This window comes from Psychrobacillus sp. BM2 (assembly GCF_048572895.1).
Lineage (GTDB): Bacteria > Bacillota > Bacilli > Bacillales_A > Planococcaceae > Psychrobacillus.
The window spans coordinates 2,677,975-2,694,965 of sequence record NZ_CP183878.1 but is presented as its reverse complement, the minus strand read 5'-3'; the positions used below and the strand labels follow the sequence as shown (position 1 = coordinate 2,694,965).

Below are 16,991 nucleotides of genomic sequence, written 5' to 3'. Positions count from 1 at the left end.
ACATATGCGCTCGTAGCTCAATTGGATAGAGCACTTGACTACGAATCAAGAGGTTGCAGGTTCGAGTCCTGCCGAGCGCACCATATGACGGGAAGTAGCTCAGCTTGGTAGAGCACTTGGTTTGGGACCAAGGGGTCGCAGGTTCGAATCCTGTCTTCCCGACCAGTTATTATTTTCGGGGCCTTAGCTCAGCTGGGAGAGCGCCTGCCTTGCACGCAGGAGGTCAGCGGTTCGATCCCGCTAGGCTCCACCATTTATAAAATAGTTTTAAAATCTTGGCGGTGTAGCTCAGTTGGCTAGAGCACTCGGTTCATACCCGAAAGGTCGTGGGTTCGACTCCCTCTGCCGCCATCTTAAGGACCTTTAGCTCAGTTGGTTAGAGCAGACGGCTCATAACCGTCCGGTCGCAGGTTCGAGTCCTGCAAGGTCCACCAACAATATCTTGGAGGAATACCCAAGTTCGGCTGAAGGGATCGGTCTTGAAAACCGACAGGCGGGTCATACCGCGCGGGGGTTCGAATCCCTCTTCCTCCTCCATTTTCATCTTATTGTTTGTGGAAGTAATAATTTATCCTTAAGTATAGTCGCAAGTAGAGCAATTCGTTAAACAAATTTGTAAGTATCTTATTGTCGCGGGGTGGAGCAGTGGTAGCTCGTCGGGCTCATAACCCGAAGGTCGCAGGTTCAAATCCTGTCCCCGCAACCAAATGGTCCCGTGGTGTAGCGGTTAACATGCCTGCCTGTCACGCAGGAGATCGCCGGTTCGATCCCGGTCGGGACCGCCATTATTTATATAAGTTTCAAACCTTATACATATTAATTAGAGATTTAGAATAAGTCAAAAGCTTATCAAAAATCTAAGAGGCTCAGTAGCTCAGTCGGTAGAGCAAAGGACTGAAAATCCTTGTGTCGGCGGTTCGATTCCGTCCTGAGCCACCATAGTAATGCGGGTGTAGTTTAGTGGTAAAACCTCAGCCTTCCAAGCTGATGATGAGAGTTCGATTCTCTTCACCCGCTCCAATAATGGGCCTATAGCTCAGCTGGTTAGAGCGCACGCCTGATAAGCGTGAGGTCGATGGTTCGAGTCCATTTAGGCCCACCATTATTCCGAAGTAGCTCAGTGGTAGAGCAATCGACTGTTAATCGATTGGTCGTAGGTTCGAGTCCTACCTTCGGAGCCATATATATGGGGAAGTACTCAAGTGGCTGAAGAGGCGCCCCTGCTAAGGGTGTAGGTCGGGCAACCGGCGCGAGGGTTCAAATCCCTCCTTCTCCGCCATATATAAGGCCCCTTGGTCAAGCGGTTAAGACACCGCCCTTTCACGGCGGTAACACGGGTTCGAATCCCGTAGGGGTCATACTCAAAAAAGATAACCATTCATTGGTTATCTTTTTTTGTTCGAAAATAAGAATGTATAAACTTGGTATGCCTTGAACTCGGCGTTCCTGGTAATTTGAAGAATAAGATCTATCCACGAATACTACTGATTTCCGCTTCTAGCAGACGCTGTCTAAGTTCTGTATAAACAAACCCAGATGAGAAGGTCAACACCCTCTCATCTGGGTTATTTTAAGGAATAAGAAAATATATAAAAATGCACCGTGAATACTGGGTTCATGGCAGTTGAAAGAAGGATTAATACCGCTCATTTCAGTTTTAGGTGGAGACAAAGAAACATAGGCTAAGTGCGCCACCTCATGTGGAAACGCCTTCGCTACCTTCCACTTCAATCGATATAGGGTGTAGTATTCAACAAGAAGATTTAGCAGGGCTTATTGCTTAGATAATCATAGTAGTCAAAGTTAATATAGGGATAAAACCGTCTGTTGAATGGGGATTAGGGAGACCTGTAATGAAGGATGAAGAAAGTAGATTTTCTTTTATCTAGTGGAAATACACTGAAATAATTAGTGTGTACCATATAAAGGAGCCAACAGCGAACGAAATTGTATCTTCGTGAGCTTACTTTATAAATCAGAAAGTATTTTTTCTCTCATTAGACAAAAATGGACTAAACCTGTTCCTAAAGTTGAAGAAGGGCGACGGATAGCTAATCGCCATAAAATTACCGAAAAAGAAGACTGGTCGTGACGATAGTCACGACCAGTCTTAAAAAAATTAAACGGTAATAATATAGCAACATGGCTGTCAAAAACACTTCGAAAACGGCAGATACAGCTTTTGATCTTAAAGGGTGCTTGCGTTTTTCTTAGATTGTTATAGATAATAGCCGATCAGTAAACCTATGCCTAATAGAAATACAAAAATCGTATTTGTAAGTGCGGTGTCTTTCATAGCTGGTGCTACCTGAACTGGATTTTCTGTTTGCTTAAATAATTTAATAGCATGTATTGGTTTCTTAAGACTTAATAAGACCAATAAACTCCATGGGGTGATTATTTGTAGAAGTACTAAACCAATAATCCAAAGATAAGATAATACAAAATAAGAAGCTAGAATCGTAATAGCGTTTTTTCGACCAACTAATATAGCCATCGTTTTTCGTCCACCTGCAGTATCTTCTACTAAATCTCGAATGTTATTAGAAAGCATTATCCCAGCAACAAGAAGGGCGCTTGGTACAGATAACAAAACAGCAAATACAGGCACGGAACCTACTTGAATATAAACGGCAATTAAAACTATTAACATCCCCATAAATAATCCGCTAAATAGTTCTCCAAAAGGAGTACTAGAAATAGGATAAGGTCCACCTGTGTAGAAATATCCCACTGCCATAGAAACTGCACCGACTACTAATAATAGCCAAGAGCTTTCGTAACAAATATAGAGTCCTAATACAGCGGCTATTAAATATAGTAATAGAGCCAGTTGCATAACTGTTTTGGGTTTTACACCATTACGGACAATAGCTCCACCGATACCTACAGATTCCTCACTATCTAGTCCTCGTACAAAGTCATAATACTCGTTAAACATATTTGTAGCAGCCTGTATGAGTAGGCAAGCTAACAACATAGCAATAAACAAAAGCCAGTCAATTTTAGCCTCATATAAAGCAATCATTGTACCTAAAAAAACAGGAGCAAATGAGGCAGTTAGAGTATGGGGTCTTGTTAATTTCCACCAAACCCGCCAACCTTTGTCTGCTTGAAATTCGTGTGACATAATTTTTCTCTCCTTTAAAAGAATCCTATCTCAATTTTAGCATAAATTTATGGCTAAATGTGTGCTGAAATGTGTAGAAAGATGTATGATTAAGGGTAGAGTAATTTAATTAACCTAGATAAAAGAGTAGTTATTAAACGGAGGTCATATTTATGCCGAAAACCACCGGTACAATTAATACAAAAAACCGTTTTTATACGGAAACAATAGAAGTCTCAAGATTGTCTGCCCAGGCTTTCTTTGAGGCAGGGGATGAATTATATAAAGGGAAACGTTATTTTTGGCAAAACAAAGAGAAAACATTAACTTTAGTAGGTTTGGGACATGCCCATACTATTACAAATAACTTAGAAGACGATAGATACAAGGATATTGATATAAAGTGGAAGAAGCTATGCCAGTCATCATTAAAAGAAAAAGCAGATGTATCACCTATTCTTTTTGGTGGATTTGCGTTTGATCCGAAAAACAAAATTTCATCGGAATGGGATACATTTCCTTCTGCATTTTTTGTCTTATCTACATTTCAATTAGTTATTCAACATGACCAAGCATTTGTTAATATTCACTATATTACGGATGAAGTGAAAAGCTCAGAAACCTTCGAACAGCTACGTATAGAACGAGATGCGCTAATACACACTGCTCAAGTAAAAGAGTTAAAGGTACATGCAAAACCGACCTTAATCAAACGAGAAGATCGCTTGAAGAATGAATATTTGCATGCAGTAGAGGATGTAACAAAAAGAATTCAGGAGGATGAAGTACAAAAAGTAGTAATTGCCAGATCACTTAAGCTCACATTTAACGATACTTTCTCTCCGGCTACAGCGATATATAATGCTTCAATGGAGCAACCAGAAAGTTATTTGTTTGGTTTAGAGAATGGTGAGAAACTCTTTTTTGGTTCAACACCAGAGCGGCTTGTAAAAGTGGAAAATGACAAAGCACAATCTGCTGGACTTGCAGGTTCTATAAGACGAGGGATGAACTCGCTTGAGGATAAAGAGCTGGGAGATTCGTTATTAACAGATTCCAAAAATTTAGGTGAGCATAAATACGTAGTAGATATGATTAAGAAAGTATTTATGCAATACTGTGAGGATGTTAAAGTACCAACTAGACCAAAGCTTATGAAAATCAGAGATATACAGCATCTTTATTCTCCGATAGAAGGGAATTTAAAAAAGGATTCTTCGTTATTTGAATTAGTACAAGCTCTACACCCAACACCAGCATTAGGAGGGGAGCCTCGCCAAGATGCGATAAAAATTATTCGTGAGTCTGAACAGATGAACCGTGGATACTATGCTGCACCTATTGGCTGGATAAATGCTGAAGGCGACGGTGAGTTCGCTGTTGGGATACGCTCCGCTTTAGTGGAAAATGAACAAGCCTATTTATATGCAGGTGGCGGAATTGTTGCCGAATCATCATCTTTGGATGAATTTGAGGAGACACGAGTGAAGTTCCGTCCGATGCTTCGAACACTTGGAGGAAATATGAATGACTAACGTCGAGTATTTAACATCTTATGTCAATCACTTTGTAGAAACGATTAAACAGGCAGGGGTTCAGGATATTGTTATGTGTCCTGGGTCAAGGTCTACTCCACTTGCGTATGCATTTGCCAAAAGTGAGGGTTTCCAATTTTATCGTCAAATAGATGAGCGTTCCGCTGGTTACTTTGCGCTAGGGATTGCAAAAGCTAAAAAAAGCCCTGTTGTACTTTTATGTACTTCTGGAACCGCTGCTGCAAACTTTTTTCCCGCTATAGTGGAAGCGTACTATGCTCGTGTTCCTTTATTGATCATTACAGCTGATCGCCCTCATGAACTAAGAGAAGTAGGAGCACCTCAAGCAATTGATCAGCTTCATTTATACGGGAAGCATGTGAAGTGGACAGTCGACTTTCCCTTACCTGAAAAGGATGAAGCAAATTTGGCATTTGTAGAGCGTCATATCCAACGTGCAGTGTCTATGTCGAGAGCATTTCCGATGGGACCTGTCCATATTAACGTGCCATTTCGTGAACCTTTATTACTTGATATGGAACAAGCCTTACCAACATTGAACATGCAAGTACCAGAAATAGGAAAGTTAGTACCAAGTGAAGAATTTTTAGTATGGTATAAAGATATTCTTCAAAAAGATGTAAAGGGATTATTTATAGTTGGAGATTCCCTTCAAATCACTGATGGTTTTTGGGAATTTGCAAAAACGGTGCAGTGGCCAGTTCTCGTTGATCCATTATCTAATCTAAGGACATCTATACCAGCCGATTGTATGGATTTATGTATAGATCAATATGATGCCATTCTTAAAAATGAGTCTTTTAAAAAAGTGGCTGTTCCAAATGTAGTAATTCGTTTTGGAGCTCAGCCAGTTTCTAAGCCTTTAATGTTGTTTTTAAAGTCATGTAAGCCAGAAGTGTTTATTGTTGTAGATGAAAGTCCTATTTTCCGTGATTCACTTCATATCGCTACACATCATGTACAGGTTGAGGCTGAATCATTATGGATCAAAGCACCGGAAAAGTCAGCTTCTACATATACGTGTTTCTGGTCTCAAGCAAATGAAATAGCAACCAATCATGTGAACAGCTATATTAGAAAGGAAACAGATGAAGGTGCATTGGCAGGAATGTTGTTTGAAGCATTGCCAGATATGTCTTATTTGTTTGCTAGTAGCAGCATGCCAATCCGAGATTTAGATACTTTTTTCAATAAAACAACGAAGGATATTCAGCTCTATGCGAATAGAGGAACTAATGGAATAGACGGTGTGGTTTCTTCAGCGCTCGGAGCTCAAGCGGCATTAAATCGTCCAGGATATTTGTTAATAGGAGACTTAGCGTTTCTACATGACTTGAATGGTTTGGTTGTGACTCGATTCCAGTCAACTGATATGACAATCATCGTTATGAATAACGATGGTGGGGGAATTTTTTCTTATTTATCCCAATCGACAGAAGCCAATTATTTTGAACATTTATTTGGTACCCCGACAGGATTAGAGTTTTCACATATAGCTGCTATGTATAATGCTCAGTACAATGCAGTTCATTCAAAGGAAAGCTTTAAAGAGGCATTAGCTGAAGAGAAATCGAAGGATATTCGTATTATAGAAGTATTTACGAATAGACAAGTTAATACAGAAACGCATCGCAAATTATGGGCAGATATTTCGAGGGAGCTGGACTCGGTTTGGAAAGTATAACTATAAATATCCGAGGGATTGATATCCATTGCAACAGATATAATAGTGGAACGAAGGAAAAAATTGTGTTTTTACATGGCTTTACGGGATCTACACATACATGGGATGAAGTGGTTTCGTTTCTACCTGATACATTTGATATGTTAACCATTGATCTTATTGGTCACGGAAAAACTTCTAAGCCTTTGGATTCAACCCGTTATGTTGCAGAGGAGCAGATAGCTGACTTGCATGCATTGTTTCAACATCTTCAGTGGAGTGACTTTACGCTTGTTGGTTATTCAATGGGTGGTCGATTAGCTCTTTCCTATGCAAGTAAATATCCTGTAAAAAGACTAATTCTTGAAAGTAGTTCTCCAGGTCTTACAGATAAAGAAGAACGTTTGAACAGAAAACAATCGGATGAGCAGCTTGCTAATCGAATATTGGACGAAGGGCTCACATCGTTTGTGAATTTTTGGGAAAGGATTCCTTTATTTCATTCCCAACGGCAGTTACCTTTGGAAAAACAGCAGTTGATACGACAGGAACGAATTGCGGGTTCTGAAATAGGGCTTGCTAATAGCTTGCGAGGTTTTGGTACTGGCGTGCAACCCTCCTATTGGAATAAACTCGAAGAAATCATTACACCGACTTTGTTGGTAACAGGTGAGCTAGATGAAAAATTTTGTATGCTTGCAAAAACGATGAAAAAACACCTCCCAAATGTTGCACATAAAGAAATTAGGGAGGTAGGTCATGCAATTCATGTGGAAAATCCTGAATTGTTTGCTACAATAGTAGAGGATATTATTTTAAAGGAGGATGTAAGATGACTCGCGAATGGACAACATTGCATACATATGAAGACATTAAGTATGAATTTTATAACGGAATTGCTAAAGTAACGATTAACCGTCCCGAGGTGCGTAACGCATTTCGCCCTAAAACGGTAATGGAAATGATTGATGCATTTTCTCGTGCTCGTGACGATAAAAATGTAGGTGTCATTATTTTAACTGGTGAAGGTGAGCATGCTTTCTGTTCGGGCGGAGACCAAAAAGTACGTGGACATGGCGGGTATGTAGGAGAAGACGAGATTCCACGCTTAAACGTACTAGACTTACAACGTCTAATCCGTGTAATACCTAAACCGGTTGTCGCAATGGTAGCTGGTTATGCAATTGGTGGCGGACATGTTCTACATGTTGTTTGTGATTTAACAATAGCTGCTGAAAATGCAAGATTTGGACAAACTGGTCCTAAAGTTGGATCGTTTGATGCTGGTTATGGTTCTGGTTATTTGGCACGTATTATCGGACATAAAAAAGCACGCGAAATTTGGTATTTATGCCGTCAATACGATGCACAACAAGCACTGGATATGGGCTTAGTCAATACAGTAGTTCCATACGCACAGTTAGAGGATGAAACTGTTCAATGGTGTGAGGAAATGCTAGAAATGAGTCCAACTGCACTCCGTTTCTTAAAAGCTGCAATGAATGCAGATACGGATGGTTTAGCAGGGCTTCAACAATTAGCAGGCGATGCAACACTTCTATACTACACAACGGATGAAGCAAAAGAAGGTCGAGATGCATTTAAAGAAAAACGCAAACCAGATTTTGGTCAATTCCCGCGTTTCCCGTGATTATTGAATGACGAGAACAAAAAAGCTATCCTTTATGGGATAGCTTTTTTACATAGAATATCGCAATATGTAAAAGATATAACAAAAATATAGAGCTTAAAATAAAAGGAGTACAAAATGTTTCCTAATTTACTATTAAAACGTGCCCAGTTAACACCTGAGCGCATCTCTTTGCGCTTTAGGGGAGAAGTGTGGACATTTCAAGAACTTTATGACAAAGCCAATGAATTTGCAGAAAGACTACATTCTAAAGGGATTCAACATGGCTCGAGAATAGCAATTTTATCAAGCTCTAACGCAGAATTAGTAATTGCAATACATGGTTGCCTTCAACTCGGCTGTGAGTTAGTCATGTTAAATGAACGCTTAAGTGAAGTAGAGTTAAGTTATCAGCTCCATGATAGTAAACCTGATTTCTTACTTGTAGATAATCATGAAAGAACAATTAGCTATAGACAAAGATATACCTTTAATGATATTCATAATAGCGAAAGAAAAGATTATTCTGTAGAAAGGGATTGGCACAAAGAACGTACTATCTCCATAATGTACACTTCAGGTACTACAGGAAAACCAAAAGGAGTTCGCCAATCGCTAGAAAATCATGTGATGAATGCAACTGGTTCAGCACTCCATTTAGGAGTTCATCCAGACGATTGTTGGTTATGTATAGTACCCTTGTTTCATATAAGTGGATTTTCTATTCTTATGCGATCAGTGTTATATGGAATGACGGTAAGTCTCCATACTAAATTTGATCCAGAAAAAGTAGTAGATGAAATATTAGATGGAGCAGCTACTAGAATGTCTTTAGTAGCTGTTATGCTTCAACGCCTCGTATCCGTGCTAGAAAGTAGAAATCAGTATTTTCCTGATTCATTTCAATCGATTTTAGTTGGTGGGGGTCCCGTTCCTTTATCTTATTTAGAACGAGCGATTGAGCGAAATATACCAGTATTACAAACTTATGGAATGACAGAAACTGCCTCCCAAACAACTACATTATCGAGTGAAGATGCCATTCGCAAACTTGGTTCAGCCGGAAAGCCACTTTTCTTTGCAGATGTTCGTATTGATGGAGAAGAGAAAATGGGAGAAATTTGTATTAAAGGACCACATGTGACAAAAGGATATATTGGAGCAGCTGAGTCTAAAAAACCACTAATAGATGGTTGGTTGCATACTGGAGATATTGGTTATTTGGATGAGGAAGGATATTTGTTCGTTGTCGATCGCCGCTCAGATTTAATCATATCTGGTGGGGAAAATATATATCCAGCAGAAGTGGAGCAAGCTATAGTAAAACATCCAGCAGTTATTGAAGCAGGGGTTACAGGTCGTCAGGATGATAAATGGGGGCAAGTTCCAATAGCATTTATTGTAGTGAAAGAGCAAATTACTATAGATGAGTTAAAGGCCTTTATGAAGACTCAAATTGCATCATACAAGCTACCAAAGGAATATTACTTTATAGATGCGCTCCCTCGCAATGGAGCCAATAAATTAGTAAGAAGAGAATTATTAAAGTTCATATGAATAGCTAAAAAAGCAACTTCATTTTAGAAGTTGCTTTTTATATCAGTAACAATATTACTTAATTCAATACTGTGCTTAATGTCTCTAGGTTTTTGTGCATCAATGTAAAATAAGTTTCTTTGTTTTCGATATCTTCCTTAGATAATACCCCTAAGTTATGCAATACCAGGCTCTCTGCACCAATTTCTCGTTGAATTACCTCGGTTAGTTTTGATGAAACATTTTGTTCAAATAAAATATAGCTTATATTTTTTTCTTCTGCCAAATCAATAAGTTTAGTTAGTTCTTTTTGAGATGGTTCATCCTGTGAATTCAATCCTGCTACTGCCAATTGTTCCAAGCCATATGTGTTTGCTATATAGCCAAATGCAGCATGTGAGACAAAAAATGTTTTGTTCTTTGCAGCTTGTGCCATTTCTTCAAAATCTGCATCTAGTTGCTGAAGTTCGTTAATAAGTTCCTCATAGTTTTTTTCAAAAGTCTCTTTTTGCTCAGGTGAAATCTCCACTAAAGAGTCTTTAATAGAAAGGGCAAGACTTTGACTAATTTTAGGTGACATCCAAACATGTGGATCTATATCTCCGTGATCATGACCTTCATGCTCTTCAGCCGATTCATCCTCATGTTCGTGATCGTGGGATTCCTCAGTAGTAGCTTCTTCATGCACGTGATCAGATTCTTCCAATTGTTCGTCTGAGACAGCATCTACCGTAGCTACCATCTTCACATGTTCTTCTGCTAATGTCTTTTTAGCATTCTCGACAAAACCCTCTAAGCCAAGTCCTATGTAAAAAAACAAATCAGCATCAGCAAGTGCCATCATATCTTTTTGCGTTGGCTCAAAAGTATGTTCATTTGCTCCTGCAGGATAGATAGAAGAGACGTTTACAGATTCTCCTCCAATACGTTCAGCAAAATATTGTAATGGATAAACAGTTGTATAAACTTGTACTGGTTGATTGTCACTTTCTACCTTTTCTTCACTGTTTCCGCAAGCAGCGAGGAATAATAATAGAAAAAGAACACTTCCTTTAAGAATTCGTTTCAATAAAACCACTCTCCTAAATAGTAATGATTACGTTTTGAAAAATGATAACTTCATTAGATTACAGGACTTTTGAAAAAAAAGCAAGAAAAAATAGCCTTTGAATTATTTTTTTTTCAAAGGCCATTCATCGGGAACGGGATCAATGCCACCTTCATGAAAAGGATGACATTTGGATATTCTTTTAATCGTTAAAAAACTTCCTTTTATTGCTCCGTGTTTTTGAACTGCTTCTACACCGTAATGGGAGCAGGTTGGATAAAAGCGGCAACTTGGCGGGGAAAGTGGAGAGATGAATTTTTGATAAAAACGAAAAATAGATATAATAATATGTTTCATGACTTATTCAGCATCCTTTGGTTTAGGATCGATTCTTGAAGGATTATCATTCATAGCTAGCTTATACAAAAAGGTAAATCCAAAAATACTTAGTATTATAGCTGCACCTAATATCCAAAATACCATTATTGCTCACTCCAATTAAACTTATCGTTATGTTTATTGTATGAAAAATAGAGGTATATTAAAAGAGAAAGCAATTATATTTAAAGGGAGAGTGACAATATTATGTCAGCAGCATTAAATAAAGAACTAAATAAACAAGTAGCAACATGGTCGGTTATGTATACTAAATTACATAATTTTCATTGGTATGTAAAGGGACCGTCATTTTTTACTCTACACGCCAAATTCGAAGAGTTATATAATGAAGCAACACTTAATATGGATGAAATTGCAGAGCGTCTATTAACTCTAGGTGGCCAGCCAGTTGCAACATTAACTGAACATTTGGAGCTTTCAGAGGTAAAAGAAGCTTCGAGTAAAGAGTCTGCTGACCAGATGGTAGAAACTGTTGTGAACGATTTTGATAAAATCATGAAATCTCTAAAAAAAGGGATGGAAGCAGCAGCTAAAGATGAGGATGATATGACAGAAGATATATTAAACGCAATTTACCAAAAGACAGAAAAACATCAATGGATGTTAAATGCATTTTTGGGAGACACTAATAAATAATATCTACTTCATTATAAATTAAATTTACCGATATAAAGCTTGTTATGAAGGAGGGATTTCTATGGATATAAACTCCATTATGTCATCTAACTTACTTCAGCTGCAACAAACCGTGCAAATGAGCGTTTTACAAAATGCAATGAATATGGAGACCGTTGCAGCGGTAGAAATGTTAGAAGCTATGCCTCAAGTATCTGCTTCACATCCTTATAAGGGATCAGTTGTAGATATTCAAGCTTAAAAAACATGTGTCTTAGGCGCATGTTTTTTTAGTTTTTGCACAAGCTTTTATAAAAGGATGTGTGAAAATGACATTGTACAAAGCGTATATCTCAGTAAAGAGTCAGCAAGTATATGCTTACCCCGATGAATCTCAGTGGGAGTTTGAAGTAACTGCAACTAGAAATGAAATAAAAGTATTTGAAAGACTTTTTTATCAATTGAAAAATGTGCAAAGCAGAAACTTTTTACGGGCACATGAACCAATGTCTGTAAAGCCCTATCATGTGGATGGAGAAAATGATCAATATGATAGAAGACTAAAGAAAGTGTATGCATGGATTCATGAATTCACTTCAGAAGACTCTAAGCGATTTATAGAACAACTACCTTATTTTCAAAGAAGAATGGAGGTTCAAATATGAGTAAGAATTTAAACAGAAAAGGCAATGAAAACCCGGTAACATATCGTAATGTTAGTTCCCTTCTTAATCTGTCACCACAGAATAAATCCAAACAAAATATTGCCCAGAACAGAGAAGAGGGCAATGAGCACTACAAAATGGATTCAACTAAAGAATAGAAATTTTAAGACTTAGCTCATCTGGCTAAGTCTTTTTATATCGTATGGTAAAATGGAAAGAAAAACAAAGGTGAATCAGAAAATGATTTCTTTCGAAGATTTAAATGGCTATCAAGTACAGCTATCCTTTCAACAAGGAAGCTTTTCAATTGCATCTAAACATGTACTTGTTTTAGCAAAACATAATGGAAAATGGTTGTTAACGAAACATCCACAAAGAGGATTGGAGTTTCCAGGTGGTAAGTTAGAGAATGGGGAAACCTTAGTAGAAGCAGTAATTAGGGAAACAAAAGAAGAAACAAATGTTGATATAGTAGAGTTAGAATGGCTTGCAGAGTATATGGTATTGGATAATATCCCTTTTTGTAAAACTGTTTATATAGCAAAAGTTGGGTATATTAATAAGGAGCGGACAAGTTTTGAGACAGATGGAGCCTTTTGGTTATCCTCAGAAGAACTTACACATAGTGATTATTTAAGTTTCCATATGAAAGATGATGGAATGAAAGCTATTTTAAAGAAGGTGATTGAAGTTGGAAATAAATGGAACAATTGAAAAGGTTCGAATTTATCCATCACCGAACCCTCATATTGTATTGAAAGAAATTACATATTGGTCTTGTGGCCTGCGAGTTAAAGGAATGTTAGCTTCACCGAAAAAGATTGGAAGCTATGAAGGGATTTTATATTGTCGAGGTGGCATGCAAAGTATTGGTATGGTTCGGCCGGCACGAATTGCGCAAATTGCCTCTGAGGGTTTTATCGTATTTGCACCCTATTATCGTGGCAACCGTGGCGGTGAAGGAAAAGATGAGTTTGCTGGAGAGGATCGCTGGGATGCTATTTACGGAGTAGATGTACTAAAGCAATTTTGCATACCAGAACGGGTTCACCTCTTTGCATTTTCACGTGGTGGGATCATGGGATTATGGATAGCTATTTTGCGCAATGATATTACCTCTCTAGTTACGTGGGCAGGTGTCTCCGATATTTATTTAACTTATGAGGAAAGATTAGATATGAGAAGGATGATGAAACGTGTTATCGGCGGAACCCCAACTAGGTACCCATTGGGATATGAACAGCGAAATGTATTAACTCTTATAGAGGAAATGAAGGCATCAACGCTTATAATTCATGGGGAACAAGATACAAATGTTTCTTTTGAGCATGCAAAGGTTTTAGAGCATGCATTAATAGGGAATAGTATACCAGTTAAAACCTGGTACTATCCAGAATTCACACATTTTTTCCCAAGCAAAGTTAATAGACGTGTAGTTAAGGATGCATGTCAATGGATGAAAAATCAGAGAGGGGTTTAATGATGGGCAATGTTGTAGTCACAACTGAGGCAATGAGTGTAGAAGGGAAATCTTCATTTCCTATAGAAACTAGTTTTTGGGAGGATTTGTGGGATCAATATACAACTGAATTCCAGGAAGTGGTGGTCCATTGTTGGATGGAAGAAATAGACGTATTTGAAGAGTTAAATTCCCGAGCAGTTTCAGTGCAAACCGAGGGGTTAATGAAAGTGGTTACTATAAATCTAACGGATGAAAATAGGCTCTATTTTAGAAACTATTCGGTTGATCCAAAGGGAGGGCTAAAGTGGTTTACGATGTTCTTCCATGTGGACGGAGTTGAACAGTTGGAAATAGGTCACTATGGTTCAGAAATTATTTTATATAAGGTTAATGAAGAAGAAGCGGAAAAGTTCATAGAGATATTTCCGAAAACAGCTGATAGTGTATATCATGCGACAAATGGGGATTAATGCTAATTGTTAATCTAAATATAGGATGAAGACTCGACTTTTTCAGTAGTCAATAAAATTTGATATGTAAAGAAAAATCAGAAACTCTATGGTTTCTGATTTTTTTGTTATAAACAAAAACAAATTTTATAAGGTTGAAGTTGGCTAAAGTAGAGACGCTTTTCATAAGCAGGATAATAAGCATTTTCTTCATGTAAAAGATTAATAAAATAAATTGGCTGAAATATATACACTTAAAGTTGCTAAAATGATTATACAACACTTTATTTCTATTATTTAGAAAATTATATAATAGAATTGATTGAACGATCGCTCAGAATTTATGGGTAACTGAATATACGGGGAGGTTAAATTATGAAACAATCCAGTATTATTTTCTTTGAAAGAAAATTTCCTAGTGCTAACATGATTCTTATTAAGGATCAGCTTCCGATCCTAATTGATACCGGCTTTGGAAGTGAAGCGAAAGAGACAGTGCAAATAATAAGAGAGGCAGGCGTTTCTCCAGAAGAATTACACCTTATCGTGAACACACACTATCATAGTGATCATGTAGGAGGTAATTTTCATTTTCAAAATAACTATGGAGTTAATATTGCTGCACATAAATGGGAAGCTGAATTGATCAATAATGGAGATCCGGAAGCCTGCAGTGCGGAATGGCTAGATCAACCAGTGGAACCTTATAGGGTGGATAGAAAACTCTCGGATAATGACCAAATCGAGACAGGAAATAGAACTTTGCAAGTCTTGCGGACACCGGGCCATACCTTAGGCCATATTTCTTTATATGAACCGGAAGAAAAAATCCTGATCTGCGGGGATCTCTTTCACCGAGATGATATCGGATGGTTGAATATCTTTCGGGAAGGTGTCGCGTCCATCCAACGATCGATGGAAAGTTTGGAGCAGCTGTCTAAGCTTAGGATCAGTCAAGCTTATTCGGGACATGGACCTCAAATAGAAAATCCTCAAGCTGCCATTGAAGCAGCAAGGAAACGTTTTGAAAAATGGCTTGGAAATCCAGAAAAAGTTTCATGGCATGCCTGCAAGAGAATTTTTTCATTCACCTTAATCTTGAAAGACGGACTGGCAAAAGAAGAAATTAATAATTATCTACTAAATTGTGGGTGGTTTCAAGATTTTGCACGCTACTCATTTCAGATTCAACCAAAAGAATTTATTCAAGTCCTGATTGATGAAATGATTCGTTCTGATGCAGCAAAGTGGCATGATAACTATTTAGTCGCTAGGGCGTCATACCAGGCACCAGATAAGGAATGGATGAACAAGAACATAAAGCCGAAAGATTGGAACTTCAAGATCTTGTGACATTACTAAAAGAAGGTAACTGTAGGAATCCTGCAATAATGTACTATACGTTATTAAATTTTGAGATGTATATTTATGAGAGAATACCTTGAAAGGAAGCTTGTCTTATGAATATTACATCTTTTTTACTATACTGTTTTATTGTTACTTTTACTCCTGGTCCCACTAATATCGTCATACTATCTACTGTACATAATAGCGGGACTAAAAAGGCGATGGAGTATACATACGGGGCAACTGTAGCTTTTGGCTTATTGCTTGTTATTTCTGCTATGTTGAATACAATGCTTATAAACTTAATACCAAAAGTTTTATTTATTATGCAAATCATTGGAAGCGTTTATATGCTCTATCTCGCTTACCAAATTTATAAAATGAATACAAATGAATCGCCTGCAAACCAAGCTGGTACCTTTATGTCTGGATTTCTTATGCAGTTTTTAAATCCAAAAGTGGTACTATTTACAATGACTGTAATTCCGAGCTTTATTATTCCCTACTATACAACAATTTCGATGTTATCAATAAGTGTTATAGTTATTACCATCATTGGATTTTTAGCATTTATTACATGGGTTCTTTTCGGTACAATCTTCAAGAAGTTTTTACAGAAACATAAAAAAACTGTTAATGTGATAATGGCACTATTTCTAGTTTATGCTGCCATAATGATATGGATATAGATATAGGAAGCAATTTAGGAGTTGAATATGATGGAGAAATTTAACTATAAAAAGTCAGCAGGGGTTACGGCATTAGCAGCTAGTATTAATGATTTTACATATAAAAAGCATGCTCATAGTGAGTATGCAATGGGTGTGACTTTGCGTGGTATTCAACATTATCATTTAGATGGAAGCTTACAATTATCCTATCCAAACGGTGTGATGCTCTTTAATCCAGAACAGGCTCATGATGGGATGGCTCATGATATGACTGGCCTAGATTATGTGATGTTATATATTGAGCCTCAGCTGCTTTTAGAAGTTATTGGGAAAAAGGATTTAATACATTTTTCAACCCCAATTGTGTATGATTATAAACTTAAACAAAGAATATTAAGTCTTTCTAATGCAATATTAAACGATAAAGATGAGGCTCTGTGCAGTGAATTACTATTATCCTTTTCAGAAAGCCTTATTCAAACTGATCTCAATACAAACTACAAAAAAGATAACGCGGTAATTGGAAAAGCTAAGAATCTGTTGCATGCCAATCTAGAAAATATACTGAAACTTGATGAGGTATGTAAAGAACTTGGTTTATCGAAATTTCAGTTTATCAGATTCTTCAAGGCACATACAGGAATATCACCATATCAATATTATCTTAACTGCAAAATAGAATATGCAAAGCATTTAATAGAAACTAAAAAAGATATATATTCAGCTGTAGCAGAGTGCGGGTTCGTAGATTTAACCCATTTAAATAAACACTTTAAAAGAGTATATGGAATAACTGCATTGGAATATAGTTCACATATTAACGGCTCATAAAATGGATCAC

Annotated in this window: 19 protein-coding genes and 14 tRNA genes; 29 read left to right on the top strand and 4 right to left on the bottom strand. The window is 37.5% G+C overall.

Annotated elements, in window-relative coordinates; genetic code table 11:
- The first annotated feature begins 6 nt into the window (after nucleotides 1-6).
- From ACN6MX_RS13265 to ACN6MX_RS13200, 14 genes are all read left to right on the top strand, one after another.
- A tRNA-Arg gene (locus tag ACN6MX_RS13265) sits at nucleotides 7-83 on the top strand.
- Between the two features lie 5 nt (nucleotides 84-88).
- Nucleotides 89-165: transfer RNA gene (locus tag ACN6MX_RS13260), tRNA-Pro, on the top strand.
- A 12-nt stretch (nucleotides 166-177) separates the two neighbouring features.
- Nucleotides 178-253 (top strand) — tRNA-Ala (locus ACN6MX_RS13255).
- A 24-nt stretch (nucleotides 254-277) separates the two neighbouring features.
- Nucleotides 278-351 (top strand) — tRNA-Met (locus ACN6MX_RS13250).
- A gap of 6 nt (nucleotides 352-357) precedes the next feature.
- Nucleotides 358-434: transfer RNA gene (locus ACN6MX_RS13245), tRNA-Ile, on the top strand.
- Nucleotides 435-444: 10 nt separating this feature from the next.
- Nucleotides 445-537: transfer RNA gene (locus ACN6MX_RS13240), tRNA-Ser, on the top strand.
- Nucleotides 538-631: 94 nt separating this feature from the next.
- Nucleotides 632-706 (top strand) — tRNA-Met (locus ACN6MX_RS13235).
- Nucleotides 707-709: 3 nt separating this feature from the next.
- Nucleotides 710-785: transfer RNA gene (locus ACN6MX_RS13230), tRNA-Asp, on the top strand.
- Nucleotides 786-863: 78 nt separating this feature from the next.
- Nucleotides 864-939 (top strand) — tRNA-Phe (locus tag ACN6MX_RS13225).
- 7 nt (nucleotides 940-946) lie between these two features.
- Nucleotides 947-1,020 (top strand) — tRNA-Gly (locus ACN6MX_RS13220).
- A 5-nt stretch (nucleotides 1,021-1,025) separates the two neighbouring features.
- Nucleotides 1,026-1,102, top strand: a tRNA-Ile gene (locus ACN6MX_RS13215).
- 4 nt (nucleotides 1,103-1,106) lie between these two features.
- Nucleotides 1,107-1,181, top strand: a tRNA-Asn gene (locus tag ACN6MX_RS13210).
- A 7-nt stretch (nucleotides 1,182-1,188) separates the two neighbouring features.
- Nucleotides 1,189-1,279, top strand: a tRNA-Ser gene (locus ACN6MX_RS13205).
- A gap of 7 nt (nucleotides 1,280-1,286) precedes the next feature.
- Nucleotides 1,287-1,358, top strand: a tRNA-Glu gene (locus ACN6MX_RS13200).
- An 860-nt stretch (nucleotides 1,359-2,218) separates the two neighbouring features.
- Here the strand turns inward: ACN6MX_RS13200 and ACN6MX_RS13195 are convergent.
- On the bottom strand, nucleotides 2,219-3,130 hold the full coding sequence (locus ACN6MX_RS13195) for a 1,4-dihydroxy-2-naphthoate polyprenyltransferase (protein ID WP_419959356.1): 912 nt from the start codon (nucleotides 3,128-3,130) through the stop codon (nucleotides 2,219-2,221).
- 152 nt (nucleotides 3,131-3,282) lie between these two features.
- On the opposite strand from ACN6MX_RS13195, the gene ACN6MX_RS13190 reads away from it, so the two are divergent.
- From ACN6MX_RS13190 to ACN6MX_RS13170, 5 genes are all read left to right on the top strand, one after another.
- A complete protein-coding gene (locus ACN6MX_RS13190; protein WP_419959355.1) occupies nucleotides 3,283-4,644 on the top strand; it encodes an isochorismate synthase in 1,362 nt (453 codons plus the stop codon).
- The gene (gene menD, locus ACN6MX_RS13185; protein ID WP_419959354.1) at nucleotides 4,637-6,349 is read left to right on the top strand and encodes a 2-succinyl-5-enolpyruvyl-6-hydroxy-3-cyclohexene-1-carboxylic-acid synthase; all 1,713 of its coding nucleotides are present in this window, start codon (nucleotides 4,637-4,639) and stop codon (nucleotides 6,347-6,349) included. Before ACN6MX_RS13190 ends, menD begins: the two co-directional genes overlap by 8 nt.
- Nucleotides 6,337-7,164 (top strand): 2-succinyl-6-hydroxy-2,4-cyclohexadiene-1-carboxylate synthase, encoded by an 828-nt coding sequence (gene menH, locus ACN6MX_RS13180; protein ID WP_419959353.1) that lies wholly within the window; start codon nucleotides 6,337-6,339, stop codon nucleotides 7,162-7,164. The genes menD and menH overlap by 13 nt, the downstream gene beginning before the upstream one ends.
- Nucleotides 7,161-7,979: a 1,4-dihydroxy-2-naphthoyl-CoA synthase gene (gene menB, locus ACN6MX_RS13175; protein ID WP_093060293.1), complete on the top strand. Its 819-nt coding sequence runs from the start codon at nucleotides 7,161-7,163 to the stop codon at nucleotides 7,977-7,979. The genes menH and menB overlap by 4 nt, the downstream gene beginning before the upstream one ends.
- 117 nt (nucleotides 7,980-8,096) lie before the next feature.
- The gene (locus tag ACN6MX_RS13170; RefSeq protein WP_419959352.1) at nucleotides 8,097-9,515 is read left to right on the top strand and encodes an o-succinylbenzoate--CoA ligase; all 1,419 of its coding nucleotides are present in this window, start codon (nucleotides 8,097-8,099) and stop codon (nucleotides 9,513-9,515) included.
- Nucleotides 9,516-9,573: 58 nt separating this feature from the next.
- On the opposite strand, the gene ACN6MX_RS13165 is transcribed toward ACN6MX_RS13170, so the two are convergent.
- The 3 genes from ACN6MX_RS13165 to ACN6MX_RS13155 all read right to left on the bottom strand — a co-directional run bounded on the left by ACN6MX_RS13165 (nucleotide 9,574) and on the right by ACN6MX_RS13155 (nucleotide 11,025).
- Entirely contained in the window at nucleotides 9,574-10,563 is a 990-nt protein-coding gene (locus ACN6MX_RS13165) for a metal ABC transporter solute-binding protein, Zn/Mn family (protein ID WP_419959351.1), read from the bottom strand.
- 102 nt (nucleotides 10,564-10,665) lie between these two features.
- Nucleotides 10,666-10,899 (bottom strand): membrane protein insertion efficiency factor YidD, encoded by a 234-nt coding sequence (yidD, locus tag ACN6MX_RS13160; protein WP_419959350.1) that lies wholly within the window; start codon nucleotides 10,897-10,899, stop codon nucleotides 10,666-10,668.
- Nucleotides 10,900-10,902: 3 nt separating this feature from the next.
- On the bottom strand, nucleotides 10,903-11,025 hold the full coding sequence (locus ACN6MX_RS13155) for a hypothetical protein (protein WP_419959349.1): 123 nt from the start codon (nucleotides 11,023-11,025) through the stop codon (nucleotides 10,903-10,905).
- A gap of 102 nt (nucleotides 11,026-11,127) precedes the next feature.
- On the opposite strand from ACN6MX_RS13155, the gene ACN6MX_RS13150 reads away from it, so the two are divergent.
- The 10 genes from ACN6MX_RS13150 (at nucleotide 11,128) to ACN6MX_RS13105 (ending at nucleotide 16,981) form a co-directional block, all read left to right on the top strand.
- Complete coding sequence (locus ACN6MX_RS13150; protein WP_419959348.1) at nucleotides 11,128-11,577, top strand: Dps family protein; 450 nt, start codon at nucleotides 11,128-11,130, stop codon at nucleotides 11,575-11,577.
- A 61-nt stretch (nucleotides 11,578-11,638) separates the two neighbouring features.
- Nucleotides 11,639-11,818 carry a putative motility protein gene (locus tag ACN6MX_RS13145; protein ID WP_419959347.1) on the top strand — a complete coding sequence of 60 codons (180 nt, stop codon included), beginning with the start codon at nucleotides 11,639-11,641 and terminating at the stop codon, nucleotides 11,816-11,818.
- Between the two features lie 67 nt (nucleotides 11,819-11,885).
- Nucleotides 11,886-12,221: a transposase gene (locus ACN6MX_RS13140; RefSeq protein ID WP_419959346.1), complete on the top strand. Its 336-nt coding sequence runs from the start codon at nucleotides 11,886-11,888 to the stop codon at nucleotides 12,219-12,221.
- On the top strand, nucleotides 12,218-12,379 hold the full coding sequence (locus ACN6MX_RS13135; RefSeq protein ID WP_419959345.1) for a hypothetical protein: 162 nt from the start codon (nucleotides 12,218-12,220) through the stop codon (nucleotides 12,377-12,379). Before ACN6MX_RS13140 ends, ACN6MX_RS13135 begins: the two co-directional genes overlap by 4 nt.
- A gap of 82 nt (nucleotides 12,380-12,461) precedes the next feature.
- The gene (locus ACN6MX_RS13130) at nucleotides 12,462-12,935 is read left to right on the top strand and encodes an NUDIX domain-containing protein (protein ID WP_419959344.1); all 474 of its coding nucleotides are present in this window, start codon (nucleotides 12,462-12,464) and stop codon (nucleotides 12,933-12,935) included.
- Entirely contained in the window at nucleotides 12,913-13,701 is a 789-nt protein-coding gene (locus tag ACN6MX_RS13125) for an alpha/beta hydrolase family protein (protein ID WP_419959343.1), read from the top strand. The genes ACN6MX_RS13130 and ACN6MX_RS13125 overlap by 23 nt, the downstream gene beginning before the upstream one ends.
- The gene (locus tag ACN6MX_RS13120; protein ID WP_419959342.1) at nucleotides 13,674-14,153 is read left to right on the top strand and encodes a hypothetical protein; all 480 of its coding nucleotides are present in this window, start codon (nucleotides 13,674-13,676) and stop codon (nucleotides 14,151-14,153) included. Before ACN6MX_RS13125 ends, ACN6MX_RS13120 begins: the two co-directional genes overlap by 28 nt.
- Before the next feature lie 354 nt (nucleotides 14,154-14,507).
- Entirely contained in the window at nucleotides 14,508-15,485 is a 978-nt protein-coding gene (locus ACN6MX_RS13115) for an MBL fold metallo-hydrolase (RefSeq protein WP_419959341.1), read from the top strand.
- Nucleotides 15,486-15,592: 107 nt separating this feature from the next.
- Complete coding sequence (locus tag ACN6MX_RS13110) at nucleotides 15,593-16,168, top strand: LysE family translocator (RefSeq protein ID WP_419959340.1); 576 nt, start codon at nucleotides 15,593-15,595, stop codon at nucleotides 16,166-16,168.
- A gap of 30 nt (nucleotides 16,169-16,198) precedes the next feature.
- Entirely contained in the window at nucleotides 16,199-16,981 is a 783-nt protein-coding gene (locus tag ACN6MX_RS13105) for a helix-turn-helix domain-containing protein (RefSeq protein WP_419962624.1), read from the top strand.
- Nucleotides 16,982-16,991 lie beyond the last annotated feature (10 nt).

Excerpts from the sequence above, each read along its gene's own strand:
- ACN6MX_RS13195 (WP_419959356.1), bottom strand. The coding sequence starts at position 3,130 with ATGTCACACGAATTTCAAGCAGACAAAGGTTGGCGGGTTTGGTGGAAA.
- ACN6MX_RS13190 (WP_419959355.1), top strand. The coding sequence starts at position 3,283 with ATGCCGAAAACCACCGGTACAATTAATACAAAAAACCGTTTTTATACG.
- menD (WP_419959354.1), top strand. The coding sequence starts at position 4,637 with ATGACTAACGTCGAGTATTTAACATCTTATGTCAATCACTTTGTAGAA.
- menB (WP_093060293.1), top strand. The coding sequence starts at position 7,161 with ATGACTCGCGAATGGACAACATTGCATACATATGAAGACATTAAGTAT.
- ACN6MX_RS13170 (WP_419959352.1), top strand. The coding sequence starts at position 8,097 with ATGTTTCCTAATTTACTATTAAAACGTGCCCAGTTAACACCTGAGCGC.
- yidD (WP_419959350.1), bottom strand. The coding sequence starts at position 10,899 with ATGAAACATATTATTATATCTATTTTTCGTTTTTATCAAAAATTCATC.
- ACN6MX_RS13155 (WP_419959349.1), bottom strand. The coding sequence starts at position 11,025 with ATGGTATTTTGGATATTAGGTGCAGCTATAATACTAAGTATTTTTGGA.
- ACN6MX_RS13150 (WP_419959348.1), top strand. The coding sequence starts at position 11,128 with ATGTCAGCAGCATTAAATAAAGAACTAAATAAACAAGTAGCAACATGG.
- ACN6MX_RS13145 (WP_419959347.1), top strand. The coding sequence starts at position 11,639 with ATGGATATAAACTCCATTATGTCATCTAACTTACTTCAGCTGCAACAA.
- ACN6MX_RS13140 (WP_419959346.1), top strand. The coding sequence starts at position 11,886 with ATGACATTGTACAAAGCGTATATCTCAGTAAAGAGTCAGCAAGTATAT.
- ACN6MX_RS13135 (WP_419959345.1), top strand. The coding sequence starts at position 12,218 with ATGAGTAAGAATTTAAACAGAAAAGGCAATGAAAACCCGGTAACATAT.
- ACN6MX_RS13130 (WP_419959344.1), top strand. The coding sequence starts at position 12,462 with ATGATTTCTTTCGAAGATTTAAATGGCTATCAAGTACAGCTATCCTTT.
- ACN6MX_RS13120 (WP_419959342.1), top strand. The coding sequence starts at position 13,674 with ATGGATGAAAAATCAGAGAGGGGTTTAATGATGGGCAATGTTGTAGTC.
- ACN6MX_RS13115 (WP_419959341.1), top strand. The coding sequence starts at position 14,508 with ATGAAACAATCCAGTATTATTTTCTTTGAAAGAAAATTTCCTAGTGCT.
- ACN6MX_RS13110 (WP_419959340.1), top strand. The coding sequence starts at position 15,593 with ATGAATATTACATCTTTTTTACTATACTGTTTTATTGTTACTTTTACT.
- ACN6MX_RS13105 (WP_419962624.1), top strand. The coding sequence starts at position 16,199 with ATGGAGAAATTTAACTATAAAAAGTCAGCAGGGGTTACGGCATTAGCA.